This window comes from Pseudomonas sp. ZL2 (assembly GCF_054788455.1).
The window spans coordinates 16,337-37,298 of the sequence record NZ_JBGOGX010000002.1 but is presented as its reverse complement, the minus strand read 5'-3'; the positions used below and the strand labels follow the sequence as shown (position 1 = coordinate 37,298).

Below are 20,962 nucleotides of genomic sequence, written 5' to 3'. Positions count from 1 at the left end.
CCACAGGGTCAGCGCGATCCCTGTGGGAGTTGGCGTTGCCGACGATGGGCTGCGCAGCAGCCCCTGACTTTGCGATTTGAACAAATTTCCCTGCTGCCGTTAGTCGCCAGCCCTCCGGATGCATTAAAGTATCAGCCCCCGCCTGGGTGCTTTTACGCCGCACGCCCTGGCTTTTTCCCAGGAACCTTCAACGATGGAACACCGTGAGGCGCTGATCGCGCTGCGCACCTTTCTTTCAACCCAGATCCTGGGCCAGGAAAAACTCGTCGAGCGCTTGCTCATCGTGCTTCTCGCCGACGGCCACATGCTGGTCGAAGGCGCCCCGGGCCTGGCCAAGACCAAGGCCATCAAGGAACTGGCCGAAGGTGTCGAAGCCGAGTTCCATCGTATCCAGTTCACCCCCGACCTGCTCCCGGCCGACATCACCGGCACCGAAATCTATCGCCCGGAAACCGGCAGCTTCGTGTTCCAGCAGGGACCGATCTTCCACAACCTGGTGCTGGCCGATGAAATCAACCGCGCCCCGGCCAAGGTCCAGTCGGCGCTGCTCGAAGCCATGGCCGAGCGCCAGGTCAGCGTCGGGCGCAGTACCTACGAGCTGTCGCCGTTGTTCCTGGTAATGGCCACGCAAAACCCGATCGAGCAGGAAGGCACCTACCCGCTGCCCGAAGCCCAGCTCGATCGCTTCCTCATGCACGTCAAGATCGGCTTCCCGGACGCCGCCGTGGAGCGCCGCATCCTCCTGCAGGCCCGCGGCGAGGCCCTGAACGGCGAGACCAAGCCGGAGCGCCGGGTCAGCCAGCAAGCGATTTTTGCCGCGCGCAAGGAAATCCTCGGCCTGTACATGGCCGATGCGGTGGAGGAGTACCTGGTGCAACTGGTCATGGCCACCCGCACCCCGGCCAAGTACGACCTGGAGCTGGCCGACTGGATCGCATACGGCGCCAGCCCCCGTGGCTCGATTGCCCTCGACCGCTGCGCGCGGGCCCATGCCTGGCTGGCCGGGCGCGACTTCGTCAGCCCCGAAGACATCCAGGCGGTGCTGTTCGACGTGCTGCGCCACCGCATCATTCTTTCCTTCGAGGCCGAGGCCGCCGGGATTGACCAGGACCGGGTGATCCAGCGCATCCTCGACGTCGTCGCCGTCGCCTGAACCCATGCCCAATCGCCTGCTGGCCGCGCCCGGAATCCGCATCAGCCTCGCCGAGTTGATCGAGATGCGTCATCGCGTGCGCGAAGTGCAGCTGTTCTCCCGGCCCGGCCAGCGCAGCCCTCTGGTAGGACTGCACCACTCGAAACTGCGCGGGCGCGGGGTCGATTTCGATCAGGTGCGGGTCTACCAGGCCGGCGACGATGTGCGCAACATCGACTGGCGGGTGACCGCGCGCACCCAGGAGCCGCACACCAAGCTGTTCCATGAGGAACGCGAACGGCCGATCTTCATCCTCGTCGAACAGAGCCAGCGCCTGTTCTTCGGCTCCGGGCTGATGTTCAAGTCGGTGCTCGCCGCCCAGGCCGCCGCCTTGATCGGCTGGGCCGCCCTGGGCCATAACGACCGCATAGGCGGCCTGGTGTTCGGCGACAACGAGCACTACGAGATCAAGCCACGGCGCAGCAAGCAGAGCCTGCTGCAACTGCTCAATCGCCTGGCGCGGGTCAACCAGTCGCTGCATACCGAAGCCGTACCCCAGGCCGACAGCCTTGGCATCGCCCTGCGCCGCGCCCGCGAAGTACTGCGCCCGGGCAGCCTGGCGATCATCATCTGCGACGAGCGGGCGCTGACGCCTGCGGTCGAACAACAGCTGAGCCTGCTTTCGCGCCATTGCGACCTGCTGCTGTTGCCGCTGTCCGACCCGCTCGACCACGCCCTGCCCGCCGCCGGCCTGCTGCGCTTTGCCCAGCGCGGTGCGCAACTGGAACTCGACACCCTCGACCCGACCCTGCGCAAGAGCTACCGCCAGCAAAGCGAAGCGCGTATCGAGCGCTGGGAACTGCTGGCGCAAAAGCTGCGGGTGGTGCTGATGCCACTGAGCACCCAGAGCGAGATGATCGAGCAACTGCGCGAGTACCTCAACGCGCAACGTCCGGGGAAAACCTCGTGAACCCGCTCGATCAGTTGCAGCCGTTGATCACCCCGGCACCGATCGGCTGGTGGCCGCTGGCCCCGGGCTGGTGGGCGCTGCTGTTACTGCTGCCGTTGCTGGGCTGGGGCCTGTGGCGCCTGCGCCATTGGCGCCCGGGCAAAAAGCCCATCGTGCGCGCCGAACTGCCCCTGGACCCGGTGCGCATCGAGGCCCTGGCCGAGCTCGCGCGCCTGCCCAAACCCTACGACGGCGCCCCGGCCGGCGCCTGGCTGCAGCAGATCAACGCCCTGCTCAAGCGCCTGTGTCGCAACCATTACCCGGGCAGCCACAGCCATACCCTCAACGGCCGCCAATGGCTGGCGTTTCTGGATAACCGCTGCCCGGCCGCCGGCCTGACGCGCTGGATGGTGCTGGTCGAAGGCGCCTACAAGCCCGAATGCAAACTCGACGACAAAGCCATCAACGGGCTAAACCAGTCGGTCGAAACCTGGATCCGCAAACATGTTTGAACTGGCCTGGCCGTGGATCTTCGTACTATTGCCGCTGCCCTGGCTGGCGCGCCTGCTGCTGCCTGCCGCCGACAGCGGTGAGCCGGTGCTCAAGGTCAGCTTTCTCGATGAGCTCGAAGGCCTGGCCGGCCGCCGTGCGCGCCTGAACCTGCCGACCTGGCGCCAGCAGGCACCGTTCGTGCTGGTCTGGTTGTTATTGCTGTTCGCCGCCGCCCGCCCGCAATGGCTGGGCGAGCCGTTGCCGGTGGCCGCCAGTGGCCGCGACCTGCTGGTGGCGGTGGATGTTTCCGGCTCCATGGACTTTCCCGACATGCAGTGGCAAGGCGACGACGTCAGCCGCCTGACCCTGGTCAAGGCCCTGCTCGGCGACTTTCTCGAACAGCGCCAGGGCGACCGTGTCGGCCTGATCCTGTTCGGCAGCCAGGCCTACCTGCAAGCGCCACTGACCTTCGACCGGCGTACCGTGCGCACCTTCCTCGACGAAGCGCAAATCGGCATTGCCGGCAAGAACACCGCCATCGGCGACGCCATCGGCCTGGGCCTCAAGCGCCTGCGCCAGCGCCCGGCGCAGAGCCGGGTGCTGGTGCTGGTCACCGACGGCGCCAACAATGGCGGGCAGATCCATCCACTGACTGCGGCGCGTCTGGCCGCCCAGGAAAACGTGCGTATCTACACCATCGGCATCGGTGCTGATCCGGAGCAAACCGGTACCGCCGGGCTATTGGGCATCAACCCGAGCCTGGACCTGGACGAAGCCTCGCTCAAGGAAATCGCCGAGCTGACCGGCGGCAGCTACTTCCGCGCCCACGACGGCGAAGAACTCCATGCCATCGGCGAAGCCCTCGACCGCCTGGAGCCGGTGGCCCAGCAGCCGACCCAGGCGCGCACCGCCCAGCCGCTGTACGGCTGGCCGCTGGCCCTGGCCCTGTTGCTGAGCGTGCTGCTGGTGATCGAGCAGCAATGGCCTGACAACCTGCTACAGCGCCTGCTGCGCCGCCCGCGCTTTTTGCAGCCGCACCCGGAATGGCGCCAGCGCTTGCAGCGGCTGCGCCTGAGGAGGCGGCGATGAGCGAACTGTGGCCGCAATGGCTGCGCCCGCTGTGGCTGATCATCCTGCCGCTGCTGGCCTGGCTGCTCTGGAAGCTCTGGCACCGACAGAAACGCGCCGGGCGCTGGCAGATGATCCTGCCGCCGGCCTTTCATGCCGTGCTGCTGGGTGGCGGCAGCGGCCGCGACAGCAAACTGCCGTGGATCGCCCTTGGCCTGGCCTGGTTGATCACCGTACTGGCCCTGATCGGGCCAAGCTGGCAGCGCCTGGAAGACACCCGCCAGCGCCCGGCCGACCCGCTGGTGATCCTGCTTGAGCTGACCCCGCAGATGCTCGCCGACGATGCCGCGCCAACCCGCCTGGAGCAAGCCCGGCGCAAGATCCTCGACCTGCTCGAACACCGCCGCGACAGCCAGACCGCAATCATCGTCTATGCCGGCAGCGCCCACACTCTGGTGCCGCTGTCCGACGACCTGGCCACCAGCCGCAACCTGCTCGAAGCCCTGGAACCCTCGATCATGCCGCAAGCCGGCCAGCGCGCCGATCTGGCCGTGCGCAAGGGCCTGGCCCTGCTCGCCCAGGCCGGATTGGGCCAGGGTCGGCTGCTGTTGATCGGCTCCGCGCTCGAGGCCCAGGAGCGTCAGGGCATCGTCCAGGCCCTCGGCCGCCAGGGCCCGAGCCTGCTGATGCTCGGCGTCGGTAGCGCCGAGGGTGCGCCGGTCAGACAGGCCAATGGCGAGTACCTCAAGGACGATCAGGGCGGGATCCTCCTGCCGCGGCTCGACAGCGCCAGCCTCAAGGCCTTTATCAACAGCACCGGTGGCCGCTACCGCAGTGCCCGCATCGACGACCTCGACCTGCGTGGCCTGCGCCTGTTCGACAACCCGCACGGCCTGCGTGACGATGGCCAGACCGTGCAGCTCGACAGCTGGGCCGACCAGGGCTACTGGCTGTTGCTGCCACTGTTGCTACTGGCCGCTTGCGCCGGCCGCCGCGGCTGGTTGTTCTGCTTGCCGTTGCTGCTGGCCGTGCCGCAGCCCAGCTACGCGTTCGAGCTCAACGACCTGTGGCTGCGCCCCGACCAGCAAGGCCAGCGCCTGCTTGAACAGCAGCGTCCGGCCGAGGCTGCGCGGCACTTCGAAGACCCGCAGTGGAAAGGCCTGGCGCTGTATGAGGCCGGCGATTTCAACGGCGCCGCCCGCCAGTTCGCCCAGGGCAACCGCGCCGCCGACCATTACAATCGCGGCAATGCCCTGGCCCGTAGCGGTGAACTGGAAGCGGCGCTGGATGCCTACGAGCAGGCCCTGGAGCGCCAACCGGAACTGCAACCGGCGCTGGCCAACAAGGTACTGGTCGAACAGTTGCTGCAACAACGCCAGGGCGAACAAGCGCCCGAGCAGCCGCCTGAAGATGACCAGCAGAGCAATCCCGACAGCAGCAGCGACACTGCCAGCAGCTCGCAGAACGCCCAGGACCAGGCCGCGGCAAAACCAGCGGACGCGGCCGACGAAGCTGGCAAACCTGAAGACAACGCCAACGAGCAGGCACAGAACCAGGCCAGCGGCGCTGACGACGATGACACCACCCGGCCGCCCCAGCGCCCGGCCGACAGCAGCCTCGACGCCGAACAGCGCCAGGCCCTGGAACAATGGCTGCGACAGATCCCGGACAACCCGGCCGAGCTGTTGCGGCGTAAATTCTGGTATGAACAGCAACAACATCAGGAAACCCATCGATGAGTCGCGTCTGCGTCCTGGTCTTCAGCCTCTTTCTCGCCTTGCAGATACAGGCTGCGGCGCTGCTCGCCAGTGTCGACCGCACACGCCTGAATGCCGGCGAAACCCTTGAGCTGACCCTCGAGACCCAAGACGTGACTCAGTTCGGCAAACCCGACCTGACGCCACTGGAGGCCAATTTCGAGGTCCGTGGCACACGCCAGGTCAACAGCCTCAACAGCCTTGACGAGAACAGCGCCAACACCCGCTGGATCATCACCCTGCTGCCGCGCCAGAGCGGCAGCGTGGAGATTCCCGCCCTGCAGCTGGGCGAAGTGCGCAGCCAGCCGATCAGCCTGCAGATCCAGGCCAACGAGGTCAGCAGCGAAAACCATGGCCCGGTGTTCATCGACGCCAGCCTCGACCAGCCGGAGGTCTACGTGCAGGCCCAGGCGGTGCTGACCTTGAGCATCTATCACTCGGTGCCACTGTACGACGACAGCAGCCTCAGCCCGCTGCAGCTGGACAACGCCAAGGTCGAGCCGCTGGGCGAGTCGCGCACCTTCGAGAAAGTCATCGACGGCGTGCGCCACGGCGTGATCGAGATGCGCTACGCGATCTACCCCCAGCAAAGCGGCGACCTGAAAATCCCCGCCCTGACCTTCAGCGCCACCGCCGCGCAGAGCGACGCCGAGCAGGAGCCCAACAGCCCGCGCGCCGGCAAGCAGGTGCAGGTCGGCTCGACGCCGCTGGTGCTGACGGTCGACCCGATCCCGGCCGACTACCCGGCCAAAGCGCCCTGGCTGCCGGCCAACAGCCTGACCCTGGAAGAACACTGGAGCCCGGACCCGGCGCAGCAGCAGACACAAATCGGCGACTCGCTGACCCGCACCGTGATCCTTCAGGCCGAGGGCTTGTCCAGCGCCCAGCTGCCGCCGCTGCCCGGCACCGAAGTGACCGGCCTGCGCCGCTACCCGGACCAGCCGCAACTGCGCAACCAGGTCAACGACCGCGGCCTGCTCGGGGTGCGTGAAGAGCGCGAAGCGCTGGTGCCGACCCACAGCGGCAGGCTGGAACTGCCGAGCCAGGAAGTGGTCTGGTGGAACACCCGCGAAGATCACCTGGAACGCAGCAACCTGCCGGCCCGTAGCCTGCAGATCGAGGACAACCCGGCGCTGAGCGCCGACAAGCCGGCCAGCGTCGACCCGGTTACGGTGCAAACCTACCTGCTCTGGCCCTGGCAGCTGAGTACCCTGGTACTGGCCCTGACCACCCTGCTGGGTTTTGCCCTGTGGTGGCGGGCGCGCTCGCAACCGGCGGTGCTGCGAGCGGCGCAAACCGGGCCGAGCCCGCGCACCTTGCTTGATGACCTCAAGCGCGCGTGCCAGGCCAACGACCCCCAAGCCACGCGCCAGGCCCTGGATGCCTGGGCGCGCCAGCAACCGGAAACCCTGGCCGAAATGGCCGCGCGTTTCGTGCCGTTGTCCGATGCCCTCGATGGCCTCAACGGCGCGCTGTACAGCGAAAGCGGGCAATATTGGCAAGGTGAAGAATTATGGCGGGCCATTGGCACCATCCCGGCCGCCGAGCAGGTTCAGCCTGCGCAAAGCGAGAACGGCAGCTTGCCGCCGCTGTACCCCAAATAACCTCCAGGCGTGGCACCCCGGGCGCCACGCCGGCACATTGCGGAACCCTTCATGCGTCTGTTTCACACCTCCGACTGGCACCTGGGTCAAACCCTGCACGGCCAGGAACGCGATTTCGAACACGCCTGTTTTCTCGATTGGCTGCTCGGCCAGCTCAAGCTGCGCCAGCCCGATGCCCTGCTGATTGCCGGCGACATCTTCGACACCGTCAATCCGCCGGTCAAAGCCCAGGAGCGGCTCTACGACTTCATCGTCCAGGCCCACGAACAGCAGCCCAAGCTGAACATCGTGATGATCGCCGGCAACCACGACTCCGGCTCGCGCATCGAACTGCCGGCGCCGCTGATGCGCCGCCTGCGCACCTACGCCCTGGGCCGCGTGCAATGGCTGGATGAAGGTGAACTGGACAGCGAACGCCTGTTGATTCCGCTGACCAACGCCAAGGGCAAGGTCGCCGCCTGGTGCCTGGCGCTGCCGTTCCTGCGCCCGGCGGAAGTCACCGGCGCACACCTGGGCGATGACTACCTGCGGGGCATCGCCCAGGTCCACGAAAAACTCATCGCCGCCGCCCTGCAACGGCGCAAGGCCGGTCAGGCGCTGATTGCCGTGAGCCACGCGCACATGGCCGGTGGCTCGGTCTCGGAAGACTCCGAACGCAGCCTGATCATCGGCAACGCCGAAGCCCTGCCGGCACGCCTGTTCGCTCCGCAGATCAGCTACGTCGCCCTCGGCCACCTGCACAAGCCGCAGAAGGTCAACCGGGAGGAGCGCATCCGCTACAGCGGTTCGCCAATCCCGCTGTCGTTCTCGGAAATCGGCTATCAACACCAGATCCTCGAAATCGAACTCGACGGCGCCAACCTGGCCAGCGTCGAATCGCGCCTGGTGCCGCGCGCCGTGCACCTGCAACGGCTGGGCCCGGCACCGCTGGCCGAAGTACTTGAGCAACTGGCCGAGCTGCCGGTAGTCGACCTGCTGGACGATCCGCAGCGCCAACCCTGGCTGGAGATCCGCGTACGCCTGGACGAGCCCCTGCCCGACCTGCGCGCCCAGCTCGAAGGCGCCCTGCACGGCAAGGCCGTGCGCCTGGTGCGCATCGCTGCCGAATATGCCGGCAACGGCCGCAGCGAAGATGACGGCAGCGCCGACTTGCTGGAACTGGGCCAACTGACCCCGCACGAGCTGTTCAGCCGCGCCTGGGAGCAGGCCTATGGCAATGTTGTCGATGAACAGACCCTGGCCGACTTTGCCTTGTTGCTGCAGGACGTCCAGCAGGAGGAAGAACAGCCATGAAGATTCTCGCCATCCGCCTGAAGAACCTGGCCTCCCTGGAAGGCCCGATCGAAATCGACTTCACCGCCGAGCCGCTGGCCAGCGCCGGCCTGTTCGCCATCACCGGGCCCACCGGCGCCGGCAAGAGCACCCTGCTCGACGCCCTGTGCCTGGCGCTGTTCGGCGCCGTGCCGCGGCTGAACAACATCGGCCGCGAGACCAAGCTGCCGGAGGTCGACAGCGACATCCTCACCAGCGACCCGCGCACCTTGCTGCGTCGGGGTTCGGGCAGCGGCTTTGCCGAGGTGGATTTCGTCGGCATTGACGGCCGGCGCTACCGCGCCCGCTGGGAAACCAACCGCGCCCGCGACAAGGCCAACGGCAAGCTGCAAGGCAGCCGTCAGAGCCTGCATGACCTGGACAGCGACCAGCTGCTGAGCAACCAGAGCAAGGCCGAATACAAGCAACTGATCGAGTCGCGCCTGGGCCTGAACTTCGAACAGTTCACCCGTGCGGTGATGCTGGCCCAGAGCGAGTTCAGCGCCTTCCTCAAGGCCGATGACAAAGAGCGCAGCGAGCTGCTGGAAAAGCTTACCAACACGGCGATCTACAGCCAGCTGGGCCGCCGCGCCTACAGCAAGAGCAAGGAAGCCGAAGAGGCGCACAAGGCCCTGCAGGACCAGGCCAGCGGCGTGATGCCCATGGCCGCCGAGGCCCGCGCCGAACTCGACCAGCGCTACAGCGGGGCCCTCGATCGGTTCAAGGCCGAACAGGCGCAACTGCGCCAGCTTGAACAGCAGCGCAGCTGGCTCACCGAGCTGTTGCAACTGCAGGAACAGGTGCAGACCAGCACGGCGCAACTGCACAGTGCCCAGCAGCACAACGACAGCCTGCACAGCGAGCGGCTGAAACTCGCGCGGCTGGAACAGCTGGCGCCGCAGCGTCACCAGTTTGCCCGCCAGCAGGCGCTCAATGCCCAGCTCAGCCCGCTGGCCGAGAGCATAGCCGCGCAGCGCCAGCAGCATGACCTGTTGCATGGCCACCAGCAGCAACTGCAGGACGACCTGGGCAAGGCCCACGCAGCCCTCGCCCAGGCCCTGGCACAACAAACCGAAAGCGCGCCGTTGGTGCGCCAGGCCTTTGCCGAGCAGAACACCCTGGCCCGCCTGCAACAGGAACTGGCCCATAGCTCGACGCTCAAGCAACAGGCCGATCAGGCCAGTGCCGAAGGCCAGCACCAGCTGCTGAGCCTCAATGAACAGCAACGCCTGAACGAAGAGCGCCTGCAGCAGATCAGCGAACAGCTCGCACAAAGCGCGCCGCTGGCCGGGCTGAGTGAAGCCTGGAGTGCCTATCGCGACCGCCTGCAACAACTGATGCAGCTGGGCAACCGCCTCAACCAGGGCCGTGCCGAGCTGCCCGGCCTGCAGCAACGCGCCAGTCAGGCCAGTGCCCAGCTTGAGGAGCAGCGCGCCGCCCTGGCCTTGCTCTACCGCGAAGCCGAGGCAGAACCCCAAGCCCTGGCCGAACAGATCGGCCTGCTCGGCGAGCTGCTGCAGAAAAACCGCCAGCAACAGCGCCAGGTCGAAGAACTGAGCCGGCTGTGGAGCAACCAGCAGGACCTCGAACTGCGCCTGCAAGCCTTGCGCGAACGCCAGCAAGCGGCCCTGAAGCAGCGCGAGCAGTTGATCGGCGAAGGCCTCAATGGCAAGAACCAGCTGACCGCCGCCGAGCAGGCGCTGAATGTGACCCGCCAGTTGCTCGAACGCCAGCGCCTGGCCCGCAGCCAGAGCGTCGAAGAGCTGCGCGCGCAGCTGCAGGATGACCAGCCCTGCCCCGTGTGCGGTAGCCAGGAGCACCCTTATCATCAGCCCGAAGCCCTGCTGCAAAGCCTCGGCCGCCACGACCAGAACGAAGAAGCCAACGCGCAGCAAATGGTCGACGAGCTGAAGAAACAGCTCGATGAACTGCGCACTCAACTGGGTGGCGTCAACGGCCAGATCAAGGAATACCTGCACCAGCAGGAACAACTGGGCAACCAGCAACACGCGTTGCTGCCCAGCCTCGAAGCGCACCCGCTGTACCCGTCGCTTGCCGACCAGGACGCCAGCCAGCGCAGCGCCTGGCTGGACTTGCAGGCACGCAACCTGAACCACGACATCAGTCGTGACGAACAGCGCCAAAACGCCCTGCTGACCCTGCAAAAAGACGCCAGCCGCCTGCAACAGCAATTGCAGGCAGCCCAAGACGCCAGCCAGCAGGCCAACCAGCACCTGAGCCAGCAGCAAACGGCGCTGGCCAGTGACGAAGAACGCCTGGAGCAGGAACTGGCCAGTTTCGCCACCCTGTTGCCAACCGAAGTTCTCGATGACCTGCGCCAGGAGCCAGCTGCCGCCTTCATGCGCCTGGACCAGCAACTGGCCCTGCGCCTGGACCTGCTGCAACAGCAAAAGGACGAACAGCAGGAGCACGGCGAGCGCCAGCAAAAGCTGGACAAGGCCCAGTTGCAGCAGCAGGCACGGGTTCAGAAGCAGGAAGAATTGCAACAGCAGTTCAGCGACCTGGAACGCCAACATCAACTCAGCCGCGACAGCCTCGCCAGCTTGCTCGGCGAGCAGGCTGGCGCCGAACACTGGCAGCAGCATCTGGAACAGGCCGTGGAGCACGCGCGCCAGGCCGAAGCCCAGGCAGGCCAGCAGTTGCAGGATACCCAGGCGCGGTTGATCGAACTGACTGCCGAGCTCAAGGCCAAGGGTGAACGCCTGAGCGCGCTGGAGCAGGAACACCATGAGGTTCGCGGCCAGATCGAACAGTGGCGCCAGGGCCATCCGGAGCTGGACGACAGCGGCCTGGAGCAGTTACTGGCCTTCGACGACAACGCCGTGGCGCAACTGCGCCAAGGGCTGCAAGACGCAGAAAAAGCCATCGAACAGGCCCGTACCCTGCTGCAGGAGCGCCAGCAGCGCCTGGATCAACACCAGGCCCAGGGCAATGCCGAACTCACCAGCGAAGCGTTGGAACAGGACTTCGCCAGCCTGCAGCTGCAACTGGCGGCCAGCGAACAGAGCTGCGCCGAACTGCGTGCCGCCCAGGCCGAAGACCAGCGCCGGCAACTGGCGCACCAGGCCCTGGCCGATCAGATCGCCGGTGCCTACAGCGAGTGGCAGCGCTGGGCACGGCTCAACGCCCTGATCGGCTCGGCCACCGGCGACACCTTCCGCAAGATTGCCCAGGGCTACAACCTCGACCTGCTGGTGCACCACGCCAACGCCCAGTTGCGCCAGCTGGCCCGGCGCTACCGGCTCAAGCGTGGTGGCAGCCTGCTCGGCCTGTTGGTGCTGGATACGGAAATGGGTGATGAACTGCGCTCGGTGCATTCACTGTCGGGCGGTGAAACCTTCCTGGTTTCGCTGGCCCTGGCCTTGGGCCTGGCGTCGATGGCTTCGAGCACCCTGCGCATCGAATCGCTGTTTATCGACGAAGGTTTCGGCAGCCTCGACCCCGAATCGCTGCAACTGGCCATGGACGCCCTCGATGGCTTGCAGGCCCAGGGCCGCAAGGTCGCGGTGATTTCCCACGTGCAGGAGATGCACGAGCGCATTCCGGTGCAGATCCAGGTTCGCCGCCAGGGCAATGGCCTGAGTACGGTGGAAGTCAGCGGATGATCCTCTACTCGTTCCGTCGCTGCCCCTGGGCCATGCGTGCGCGCCTGGCCCTGCGTTATGCCCAGTGCCCGGTGGAGGTCCGCGAAGTCAGCCTCAAGGCCAAGCCGGCCGAGCTGCTGGCACTTTCGCCCAAGGGCACAGTGCCGGTGTTGAGTACAGGTGAGCGGGTGCTGGAGGAAAGCCTGGATATCATGCGCTGGGCCCTGGCCCGGCATGATCCGCAGGACTGGCAACTCGCGGCCGACCCGCAGGCGGCCCAGGCCGCCGATACGCTGATCGAACGCAATGATCGCGAGTTCAAGGCGCAGGTCAATCTGTACAAATATGCTGAACGCTACCCGCAGCATTCACGTGAAGAGTACCGGGCACCGGCTGAAACCTGGCTCGCCGAGCTGGATGAACGACTGGCGCAGCAGGCGTACCTGTTCGCTGATCATCCAAGCCTGGCGGACGCGGCATTGCTGCCATTGATGCGCCAGTTCGCCGGGGTGGAGCCTGAGTGGTTCGCCCAGGCGCCCTACCCGCACTTGCGGGCATGGTTGCAGGGCTGGCTGGAGTCGGCATTGTTCAAGGCGATCATGGCGCGTTGAACCCATCGCTGGCAAGCCAGCTCCCACAGGGGCCTGGGCATGCAGGGCCATGGTGGGAGCTGGCTTGCCAGCGATGAGGCCAGAAGCTACAGCGCCAGAATCGGCGAAGAATAGAGGAACAGCAACACCGCCAGAATTCGCCATTTCATGTGTTACCCCCTGACGTCAATAAATTAGCGTCAAATTCAATCACATGGCGATGTGCTATTACCAGAAAAATCTACCGGCTCAGTGCTGCGACTTGTGGTCCAGCGCGGCATAGAAGTTGGCGCTTTGTTGCAGGTACTTCTGGGTGTAGCTCTGGGTGGACGATTTGCGCTCGCTGAGCTCGACATGGGCGTTGGCCGGCAGGACCACCGAAGCAGAAATGGCGGAAGCGGCGATGACCGGGAAAAGGTTGAAGTTCATGGCGCTGACCTCGAAGTCTGTGGTTTGAAGTGGCCGCCTGGGGCCGTGGTTCAAACTTACGCCGCTGGCGCGGCGCACAGAAATTCATTGCAGCAGTAGCAAACATCAAGGCAATTGATAGTCAGTTGACGAACTTCAGGTCCGACGGTGCATCCTGGGCCAGCTTCTGCACGGTTTCGCCCAACAGGCCACTGCGTGGATCACGGCGGATCACCACGATCTCGTTGCTCTTCTGGTTGGCCACCAGGAGGAACTTGCCGGTGGGGTCGAGGGCGAACTCCCGTGGGTGATCGCCTTCGACACTGCGCCGCTGCACCTGCATCAGCTTGCCGGTCTTGTCATCGACGGCAAACACCAGCAGTTCGTTGGCCGTGCCGCGATTGCTGACATACAGAAAGCGCCCGTCAGCCGACAGGTGCAAGGCCCCCGCCGCCCTGGCCGAGGCATCGGTCAGCTCGGTCAAGGGCAGGCGCTGAAGCTCTGCCAGCTTGCCGTCCTGATAGTCGAACGCCACCACTTGCGCGCTCATTTCCAGGGTCAGGTAGGCATGCTTGCCGTCACGGTCAAACAGCAAATGGCGCGGCCCGCTACCCGGCGGCAGGCTTACCGGCTCGACCGCGCTCAGTGGCTGCTTGGGACTGGCGCCGTCGTATCGGTAGACAAATACCTTGTCGGCCCCCAGGTCGCTGGCGAACACGTATTCGCCGTCGTCGGATGACACCACCGAGTGCACGTGCGGTCCGGTCTGGCGCTCCGGGTTGACGCCGCTGGGCTTGTGCCGGTCTTGTTGCACCGAAGCCTGCAGGTGGCCATTACGGTCGACTGGCAACACACTGAGGCTGCCGCCGGGGGCAGGCAATACGCCGTAATTGGCAACGAACAGGTAGCGCTGGTCATGGCTGAGGCTGGAATGGGTCGGCTCATCGCCCAGGCTTGGCACCTGGTTCAGGGCCTTGAGGCTGCCGTCCTTGCCAATGGCAAAACTGCTGACCTGGCCGTTGCCGGCGCCATTCTCGTTGACCGCGAATAGCAGGCGCTTGTCGACCGAGAGAGTCAGCCAGGAAGGGTTTTCGCTCATGAGGATCTGCAGCGGCGTAGGGTCGATCTGGCCGCTGTCGCTGTTGAAGCGGTAGCGGTAGATGCCTTCGCTGCTGCCTGCGGTATAGCTGCCGACCAGCAGGTCGTGGGCCTGGGCAGTGAGAGTCAGGCTCATGCTACTGGCGATCAGCAGGTTCTTCAGCAGGCGCGTCATCGTCTTCCTCATCGCGGGCACTAAAGGCACTCATACAGACTAGCCGATGCTCGCCAGTGTCGGCGTTGATCAGCCAGTCGGCACCTTCAGCGCGGGCGGCGCCGATCTGCTCCGGGGTGATCGACCATTGTTTACGAACGCGGCCGTCCATCAGCGCGATATGCAGGCCGGTTTCGTCGAAGGTGAAGTCAAAAGCGTGCAGGCCGTCGATCAGGAGCATGTCGCAGGATTCGAGGGCTTGGGAGAGGGTTGTCATTGCAGGAAGATCACTGGCGGGAAAACCCCATGATACCCGATCGTCAAAAGCATCGCCGGCAAGACCGGCTCCCACAGGTAATGCGCACCTGTGGGAGCCGGCCTTGCCGGCGATGGGCTACGAAGTAGCCCCGATTACTGCACCGGTCAATGGGCGAAAATCGAACCGCCCTGCTTGCCCGCCATTTTCTCCGGCTTGATCAGGAACCGCGCCAGTGCCGGCAACAGCCACAGCGCGCCGAACATGTTCCACAGCAGCATGAAGGTCAGCATCAGGCCCATGTCGGCCTGGAACTTGATCGCCGAGAAGATCCAGGTGCACACGCCGATGGCCAGGCACAGGCCGGTGAACAGGACCGCCTTGCCGGTGGACTTGAGGGTCTGGTAGTAGGCCTCCTGCAGCGGCAACCCGGCGCGCAGGAAGCTCTCCAGGCGGCTGTAGATGTAGATGCCGTAGTCCACGCCGATACCCACGCCCAGTGCCACCACCGGCAGGGTCGCGACCTTGACGCCGATGCCCATGTAGGCCATCAGCGCGTTGCCCAGCACCGAGGTCAGCACCAGCGGCAGGACGATGCACAGGGTCGCAGCGAAGGAACGGAAGGTGATCATGCACATCACCGCCACGCAGATGTACACCAGGATCAGAATGGTCAGCTCGGCCGACTTGATCACTTCGTTGGTGGCCGCCTCGATACCCGCGTTACCGGCCGCCAGGAGGAACTCCAGGCCTTCCTTGTTGTGGGTGTCGGCAAATTCCTGCACGGCCTTGACCGCACGGTCGAGGGTCTCGGCCTTGTGATCGTTGAGGAAGATCAGCACCGGCGCCAACGAGCAGTCGGCGTTGTACAGACCGTCAGCACGGGAGATCGAACTGTTGAGCACGTCCGGGTTGCGCGACAGGCTTTCCCATTTCAGGTTGCCCTCGTTCATACCCTTGATCATCTGCTTGGACACGGTCACCAGCGAGATCGCCGACTGCACCCCCGGGGTGTTCTCCATCTTCCACATCAGCTCGTCGACCGGTGCCATGGTCGAGTGCACCGAGCAGCCTTCGGTCGGGGTCTTGACCATCACCACCAGCACGTCGGAACTGGTCGAGTAGTTGTTGATGATGAAGGCGTTGTCCTGGTTGTAGCGCGAGTCCGGACGCAGCTCCGGCGCACCCTGGTCGAGGTCGCCGATCTTCAGGTTCTGGCTGTACCAGAGGCCGCCACCGAAGGCCAGCAAGGCCAGGACGATGGACACCGGCGCGACCTTGGCGCTGGCAAAGTTGGACAGCAGGCGCCAGAACGGATGTTCGCGGGTCGCATCCTTCTTGCTGCGCTCGATGGCCTTCTTGCTGATGCCGACATAGGAGATCGCCACCGGCAGCAGGATCAGGTTGGTGAAGACGATCACCGCCACACCGATCGACGCACCGATGGCCAGCTCGCGGATCACCCCGATGTCGATGATCAGCAGGGTGATGAAGCCCACGGCGTCAGCCAGAATGGCGATCATCCCCGGCAGGAACAATTGCCGGAAGGTGCGCCGCGCAGCGGTCAGGGCGTTGTCGGCATCACTGGACTGCAAGGCGATGCCGTTGATCTTCTGCACCCCGTGGGAGATGCCGATGGCGAAGATCAAAAACGGCACCAGCATCGAGTACGGGTCAAGGCCGAAGCCCACCGCATGCATCAGCCCCAGCTGCCAGACCACCGCCACCAGGGTGGTGATCAGCACGGCGATGGTGCTGCGGATGCACCAGGTGAACCAGTACAGCAGCACCCAGGTGATCACCAGGGCGATACCGAAGAACATCGCCACCATCATCAGGCCGTCGATCAGGTCGCCGACCTTCTTGGCGAAGCCGACGATGTGCACCTTCACATTGGGGTTCTGGGCCTGGAACTTGTCGCGGATCTTCTCCTCGAGCTGATGGGAGAACTGCTGGTAGTCGAGCTTGATCAGCCTGCCCTGGTCCTGCGGGTCCGGGTAGGACTCCAGCAGCGGAATGTCGATGATGCTCGACTTGAAGTTGTTGGCCACCAGGCGCCCGACCTGTCCGGACTTGAGCACGTTGTTGCGCAACTGGTCGAGGCTGTCGGCCGAGCCGTTGTAGGTCTGCGGGATGACTTCGCCACCGGCGAAGCCCTCTTCGGTCACTTCGGTCCAGCGCACGCTGGGGCTCCACAGCGATTTCAGGCCTGAACGGTCGACGCCGGGAATGTAGAACACCTCGTCATGCACCTGACGCAGGGTTTCCATGTACTCCTTGCTGAAGATATCGCCGTCGGTGGCCTCCACCGAGATGCGCACGGTGTTGCCGAGGTTGGCCAGGTCATTGCGGTGTTCGAGCATCTTCTCGATGAAGGGATGCTCAAGCGGGATCATTTTCTCGAAGCTGGTGGACGGACGAATCTGCGTGGCCTGCCAGAACAGGAACACGCTGACCAGCAGGCAGATGAGGATCACCACCGGGCGGTTGTTGAAGATCAGGCGTTCGAGCAAGGTCGCCTTGTCCTGATGGTGTTGCTGCTGATTCATGTTGAACTGCTCCTGACGGGTCATGGCTGCACTCCTTCGGCGCCCTTGGCCGAAGCCAGGTGCACGCCACCCTGGCCTACCAGCACCAGGCGCCCTTCACTTAGCCCGCTGACGCCGGCCAGGGCGATGCGATCGGCCCGGTTGAACACGCTGAAGCTCTGGCCGTCGTCGCTGCTGCGCAGCACGCTACCGCCATTGCCCACCAATACCAGGCTGCCATCATCGAGAAGCGTAGCGCTTGCCAGGCCAAATTCGAGGTTGCCGCGCGCGGCTTTCAATTCGATCTGTTGCCAGCTATCGCCAAAATCCGTGGAGCGGTAGAGGTTGCCGCGCAATCCGTAGGCCAGCAAGGTACGCGACTGGGCGGTGCCAGTGACGCCGAACAGCGAGCCTTCATAGGGGCCTTCGAGCTTTTCCCAGGTCTGGCCGTCGTCGCTGGAGCGGAACATGCTGCCCTGCTCGCCGACGATAAACAGGCCAGCGTCTTTGACCGCAGCGATGCCGTTGAGGTGGAGCTGGTCTTCGTTGTTCAGCCGGTCGCCGACATCGTTCCAGTGCTTGCCGCCGTCGGTGGTTTCCAGCAATGCGCCATACGCGCCCACGGCGATGCCGTGCTGAGTGTCCTTGAACCAGACATCGAGCAACGGCGCTTCACGTGCCAGGTCTTCGAACTGTTTGCTCCAGGTGGCGCCACCGTCAGTGCTGGCGAGGATCTGCGCATCGTGGCCGACGGCCCAGCCGTGCTTGTCGTCGACGAAATAGACGGCAGTAAGCAGTTGCCGGGTTGGCACCTTGGCTTGGGTCCAGGTCTTGCCCTGGTCATCGGAAAACAGGATATGGCCACGATCACCGACGGCGACCAGGCGCGCGCCAGCCTTGGTGACGTCCAGCAGCAGGCTTTTTACCGCCTTGGACGATTCGGTGGAGTAGACATCGGTTTGCGCGGTTGCGGCTTCGGCCGTGTTGGCCCATAGCCCGATCGCCAATACCAGCAAGCCGCTGGCGGCCAATGCCCAAGGGCGATTGCCGGCTTTACGCGCAGCACCGCCGAGACCCGCCATGACAGGCTCAGTCATAGATCTATCCCCCGTTTATTGTTATTTGGGTCAATCTATATGCAGGTACTGCAAAAACCTTGTTCCAGAGCCCCGCAATAGCTGAGAGCCATCCTATCGGGGTTTGCAAAGGACTGACAACGAACGGGACGTTATCTTTTGTTAAGCGCAGGATTTGCGGGGAAGCAATCGCTGGCAAGCCAGCTCCCACAGGGTCGGTACATGCAGTTCCCTGTGGGAGCGGGCTTGACCCGCGATGAGGCCATCAGGCCAGACTTTTGCTCACGACTTCATACACATCGCTGGACAACGAACCCGATGCCAGAATGCGCTCCAGCTCACCTTTCATCAGCGCCTGACGCGCGCTGTCGTATTTGCGCCAGCGGGTCAGCGGCGCCAATTGGCGCGAAGCGATCTGCGGGTTGAGCGCGTTGAGCTCGATCACCAGGTCCGCCAGGAAGCGATAACCCGAACCATCGGCCGCATGGAAGTTGACCAGGTTCTGCCCGGCAAAGGCACCGATCAGGGCGCGGACCTTGTTCGGGTTCTTCATGGTGAAGGCCGGGTGCTGCATCAGCGCCTTGACCCGTGCCAGGCCGCCCGGCAGGGTGCTGGCCGCCTGCACGCTGAACCATTGATCCATGACCAGCGGATTGTCCTTGAAGTGCTCGGCAAAGCCTTCCAGGGCCTTGGCCCGTTCGGCCTCGAACGGCGAGTTGACCAGCACGGCCAGGGCGGTAAGGCGCTCGGTCATGTTGTCACAGGCGTCGAACTGCTCCAGGGTCGCCGCCAGCACGTCAGGCTTGGCACTGAGCATCAGGTACGACAACACGATGTTCTGCAGGCTGCGACGGGCAAAGTGCTCGGCCTCGGCAACATACTCGGTGCCACGCGAAACCGCGCGGTTGGCCTGATAGCGCGCACTCAGGGCGTCGAACAGCTGATCGGCGATCTGCTTGCGGGCAAACTCGCGAGCGGCGTGGATGGCATCGACGTCGGCCACTTCGCTGATTTCGGTGAGGTAGGCCTCACTTGGCAACGAGAGCATTTCGGCAACCATGGCCTGGTCCAGTTGCTCGTTGGCCAACACCGTGCCCAACGCGGTCACCAGGCGCTGATCAAGAACCAGCCTGGCGCCCTGTTGGTGCTGGGCAATCAACTCCTGCAAGACCTGCACCGACAGTTGCTGCCCCGCTTCCCAGCGGTTGAAACCATCACTGTCGTGCTTCATGAGGAACATCAGCTGGTCACGGTCATAGGGGAAGCTCAGCTTGACCGGTGCGCTGAAACCACGCAGTAGCGATGGCAGCGGCTTGGCGGCGATGCCCTCGAAGGTGAAGGTCTGCTCGGCTTCGGTTACCGACAACACCCGCGAGGTGCCGTCTGCTGCCGCTTCACCTTGCAGGCGCAGGGCGAGGTCATTGCCCTGGGCATCGAGCAGGCCCAGTTCCACCGGGATCACGAACGGCTTCTTCTCGACCTTGTCCGGGGTTGCCGGGCAGCTCTGACGGAAGGTCAGGCTGTAGGTCTGTGCAGCGCTGTCGTAAGCCTCGCTGACCGCCAGGCGCGGCGTGCCGGCTTGGCTGTACCAGCGCTTGAACTGGGTCAGGTCGACGCCGTTGGCGTCTTCCATGGCCTTGATGAAGTCGTCGCAGGTTACGGCCTGGCCATCATGGCGCTCGAAGTACAGGTCGCTGCCTTTGCGAAAACCCTCGGCACCAAGCAGGGTGCGAACCATGCGCACCACTTCCGAGCCCTTCTCGTACACGGTCAGGGTGTAGAAGTTGGAAATCTCGATGAAGCTGTCGGGGCGCACGGCGTGGGCCATGGGGCCGGCATCTTCGGCGAACTGGTGGGTGCGCAGGTAGGCGACGTCCTCGATGCGCTTGACCGTGCGCGAGTTCATGTCGGCACTGAACTCGGAGTCACGGAACACCGTGAAACCTTCCTTGAGCGACAGCTGGAACCAGTCGCGGCAGGTCACGCGGTTGCCCGACCAGTTGTGGAAGTACTCGTGGGCGACCACCGCCTCGACCCGCTGGTGGGCGGCGTCGGTCGCGGTTTCGGCGCGGGCCAGCACGCAGCTGGAGTTGAAGATGTTCAGGCCCTTGTTTTCCATGGCGCCCATGTTGAAGTCGTTGACCGCGACGATCATGAAGATGTCCAGGTCGTACTCGCGGCCATAGACTTCTTCGTCCCAGCGCATGGACTTCTTCAGGCTGGTCATGGCGTGCTGGCACTTGTCGATGTTTTCCGGCTCGACATAGATGCGCAGGGTCACGTCGCGGCCCGACTGGCGGGTGAACTTGTCTTCGACGCACCACAGGTCGCCGGCGACCAGGGCGAACAGGTAGGCCGGTTTCATGAACGGGTCTTCCCAGGTCGCCCAGTGCCGGCCGTCTTCCTGCGGGCCCGTACCGACCGGGTTGCCGTTGGACAGCAGCACCGGGTAGCGATGCTGCTCGGCGATCACCGTGGTGGTGAACTTGCTCATCACGTCCGGGCGGTCGAGGTAGTAGGTGATCTTGCGAAAACCCTCGGCCTCGCACTGGGTGCAGAACATGCTGCCGGACTTGTACAGGCCTTCGAGGGCGGTGTTGCGCTCGGGGTGGATCTTCACGCTGGTGTCGAGGGTGAAGGTCGCCGCCGTCGGCTGCACGGTCAGGTGGCTGTCGTCGAGCTGGTAGGCGCCTGCGTTCAGCACCTGGTCGTCCAGGGCGACGCTGAGCAGCTCCAGCTGCTGGCCGTCGAGCACCAGCGGCGGCAGGCCGGCGCCGCGGGCCGGGTTGCGGCGCATGACCAGCTGCGCGTGGACCAGGCTGTGGTCCTCGAACAGTTCGAAGGTCAGGTGCGTCTCGTCAATCAGGTACTCGGGGGCCTGATAGTCCTTGAGGTAGATCACTTGCGGCTGTTCGGTACGCATGTGGCAGTCCT

15 protein-coding genes are annotated in these 20,962 nt (G+C 64.6%); 9 read left to right on the top strand and 6 right to left on the bottom strand.

The genetic code is table 11. The features are described 5' to 3' along the window. The first annotated feature begins 193 nt into the window (after positions 1 to 193). Genes ABM562_RS01530 through ABM562_RS01490 form a run of 9 tightly spaced genes read left to right on the top strand, consistent with a single transcriptional unit; the run spans position 194 to position 12,529 of the window. The gene (locus tag ABM562_RS01530; protein ID WP_115086015.1) at positions 194 to 1,153 is read left to right on the top strand and encodes an AAA family ATPase; all 960 of its coding nucleotides are present in this window, start codon (positions 194 to 196) and stop codon (positions 1,151 to 1,153) included. A gap of 4 nt (positions 1,154 to 1,157) precedes the next feature. After that, positions 1,158 to 2,102 (top strand): DUF58 domain-containing protein, encoded by a 945-nt coding sequence (locus ABM562_RS01525; protein ID WP_115086014.1) that lies wholly within the window; start codon positions 1,158 to 1,160, stop codon positions 2,100 to 2,102. Continuing rightward, a complete protein-coding gene (locus ABM562_RS01520) occupies positions 2,099 to 2,593 on the top strand; it encodes a DUF4381 domain-containing protein (RefSeq protein ID WP_115086013.1) in 495 nt (164 codons plus the stop codon). The genes ABM562_RS01525 and ABM562_RS01520 overlap by 4 nt, the downstream gene beginning before the upstream one ends. Then, positions 2,586 to 3,662, top strand: a complete 1,077-nt coding sequence (locus ABM562_RS01515) for a vWA domain-containing protein (protein ID WP_115086012.1) — start codon at positions 2,586 to 2,588, stop codon at positions 3,660 to 3,662. The genes ABM562_RS01520 and ABM562_RS01515 overlap by 8 nt, the downstream gene beginning before the upstream one ends. Then, positions 3,659 to 5,380, top strand: coding sequence for a vWA domain-containing protein (locus tag ABM562_RS01510; protein ID WP_460420572.1), 1,722 nt, complete (start codon positions 3,659 to 3,661; stop codon positions 5,378 to 5,380). Before ABM562_RS01515 ends, ABM562_RS01510 begins: the two co-directional genes overlap by 4 nt. After that, on the top strand, positions 5,377 to 7,002 hold the full coding sequence (locus ABM562_RS01505; protein WP_460420570.1) for a BatD family protein: 1,626 nt from the start codon (positions 5,377 to 5,379) through the stop codon (positions 7,000 to 7,002). Before ABM562_RS01510 ends, ABM562_RS01505 begins: the two co-directional genes overlap by 4 nt. A gap of 51 nt (positions 7,003 to 7,053) precedes the next feature. Continuing rightward, positions 7,054 to 8,295, top strand: a complete 1,242-nt coding sequence (locus ABM562_RS01500; protein ID WP_115086009.1) for an exonuclease SbcCD subunit D C-terminal domain-containing protein — start codon at positions 7,054 to 7,056, stop codon at positions 8,293 to 8,295. Then, positions 8,292 to 11,939 (top strand): AAA family ATPase, encoded by a 3,648-nt coding sequence (locus ABM562_RS01495; RefSeq protein ID WP_460420568.1) that lies wholly within the window; start codon positions 8,292 to 8,294, stop codon positions 11,937 to 11,939. Before ABM562_RS01500 ends, ABM562_RS01495 begins: the two co-directional genes overlap by 4 nt. Next, positions 11,936 to 12,529: a glutathione S-transferase gene (locus tag ABM562_RS01490; RefSeq protein WP_115086007.1), complete on the top strand. Its 594-nt coding sequence runs from the start codon at positions 11,936 to 11,938 to the stop codon at positions 12,527 to 12,529. The genes ABM562_RS01495 and ABM562_RS01490 overlap by 4 nt, the downstream gene beginning before the upstream one ends. 228 nt (positions 12,530 to 12,757) lie before the next feature. On the opposite strand, the gene ABM562_RS01485 is transcribed toward ABM562_RS01490, so the two are convergent. From ABM562_RS01485 to pepN, 6 genes are all read right to left on the bottom strand, one after another. Further along, positions 12,758 to 12,937, bottom strand: coding sequence for a hypothetical protein (locus tag ABM562_RS01485; RefSeq protein WP_010223291.1), 180 nt, complete (start codon positions 12,935 to 12,937; stop codon positions 12,758 to 12,760). A 121-nt stretch (positions 12,938 to 13,058) separates the two neighbouring features. Beyond that, the gene (locus ABM562_RS01480) at positions 13,059 to 14,189 is read right to left on the bottom strand and encodes a lactonase family protein (protein WP_240047841.1); all 1,131 of its coding nucleotides are present in this window, start codon (positions 14,187 to 14,189) and stop codon (positions 13,059 to 13,061) included. Then, the gene (locus ABM562_RS01475; protein ID WP_460420565.1) at positions 14,152 to 14,445 is read right to left on the bottom strand and encodes a DUF5629 family protein; all 294 of its coding nucleotides are present in this window, start codon (positions 14,443 to 14,445) and stop codon (positions 14,152 to 14,154) included. The genes ABM562_RS01480 and ABM562_RS01475 overlap by 38 nt, the downstream gene beginning before the upstream one ends. Before the next feature lie 146 nt (positions 14,446 to 14,591). Next, the gene (locus tag ABM562_RS01470) at positions 14,592 to 16,973 is read right to left on the bottom strand and encodes an efflux RND transporter permease subunit (protein ID WP_258579318.1); all 2,382 of its coding nucleotides are present in this window, start codon (positions 16,971 to 16,973) and stop codon (positions 14,592 to 14,594) included. Between the two features lie 20 nt (positions 16,974 to 16,993). Further along, positions 16,994 to 18,049 carry a WD40/YVTN/BNR-like repeat-containing protein gene (locus tag ABM562_RS01465; protein WP_460420563.1) on the bottom strand — a complete coding sequence of 352 codons (1,056 nt, stop codon included), beginning with the start codon at positions 18,047 to 18,049 and terminating at the stop codon, positions 16,994 to 16,996. A 244-nt stretch (positions 18,050 to 18,293) separates the two neighbouring features. Continuing rightward, on the bottom strand, positions 18,294 to 20,951 hold the full coding sequence (pepN, locus tag ABM562_RS01460; protein WP_460420561.1) for an aminopeptidase N: 2,658 nt from the start codon (positions 20,949 to 20,951) through the stop codon (positions 18,294 to 18,296). Between the last annotated feature and the right edge of the window lie 11 nt (positions 20,952 to 20,962).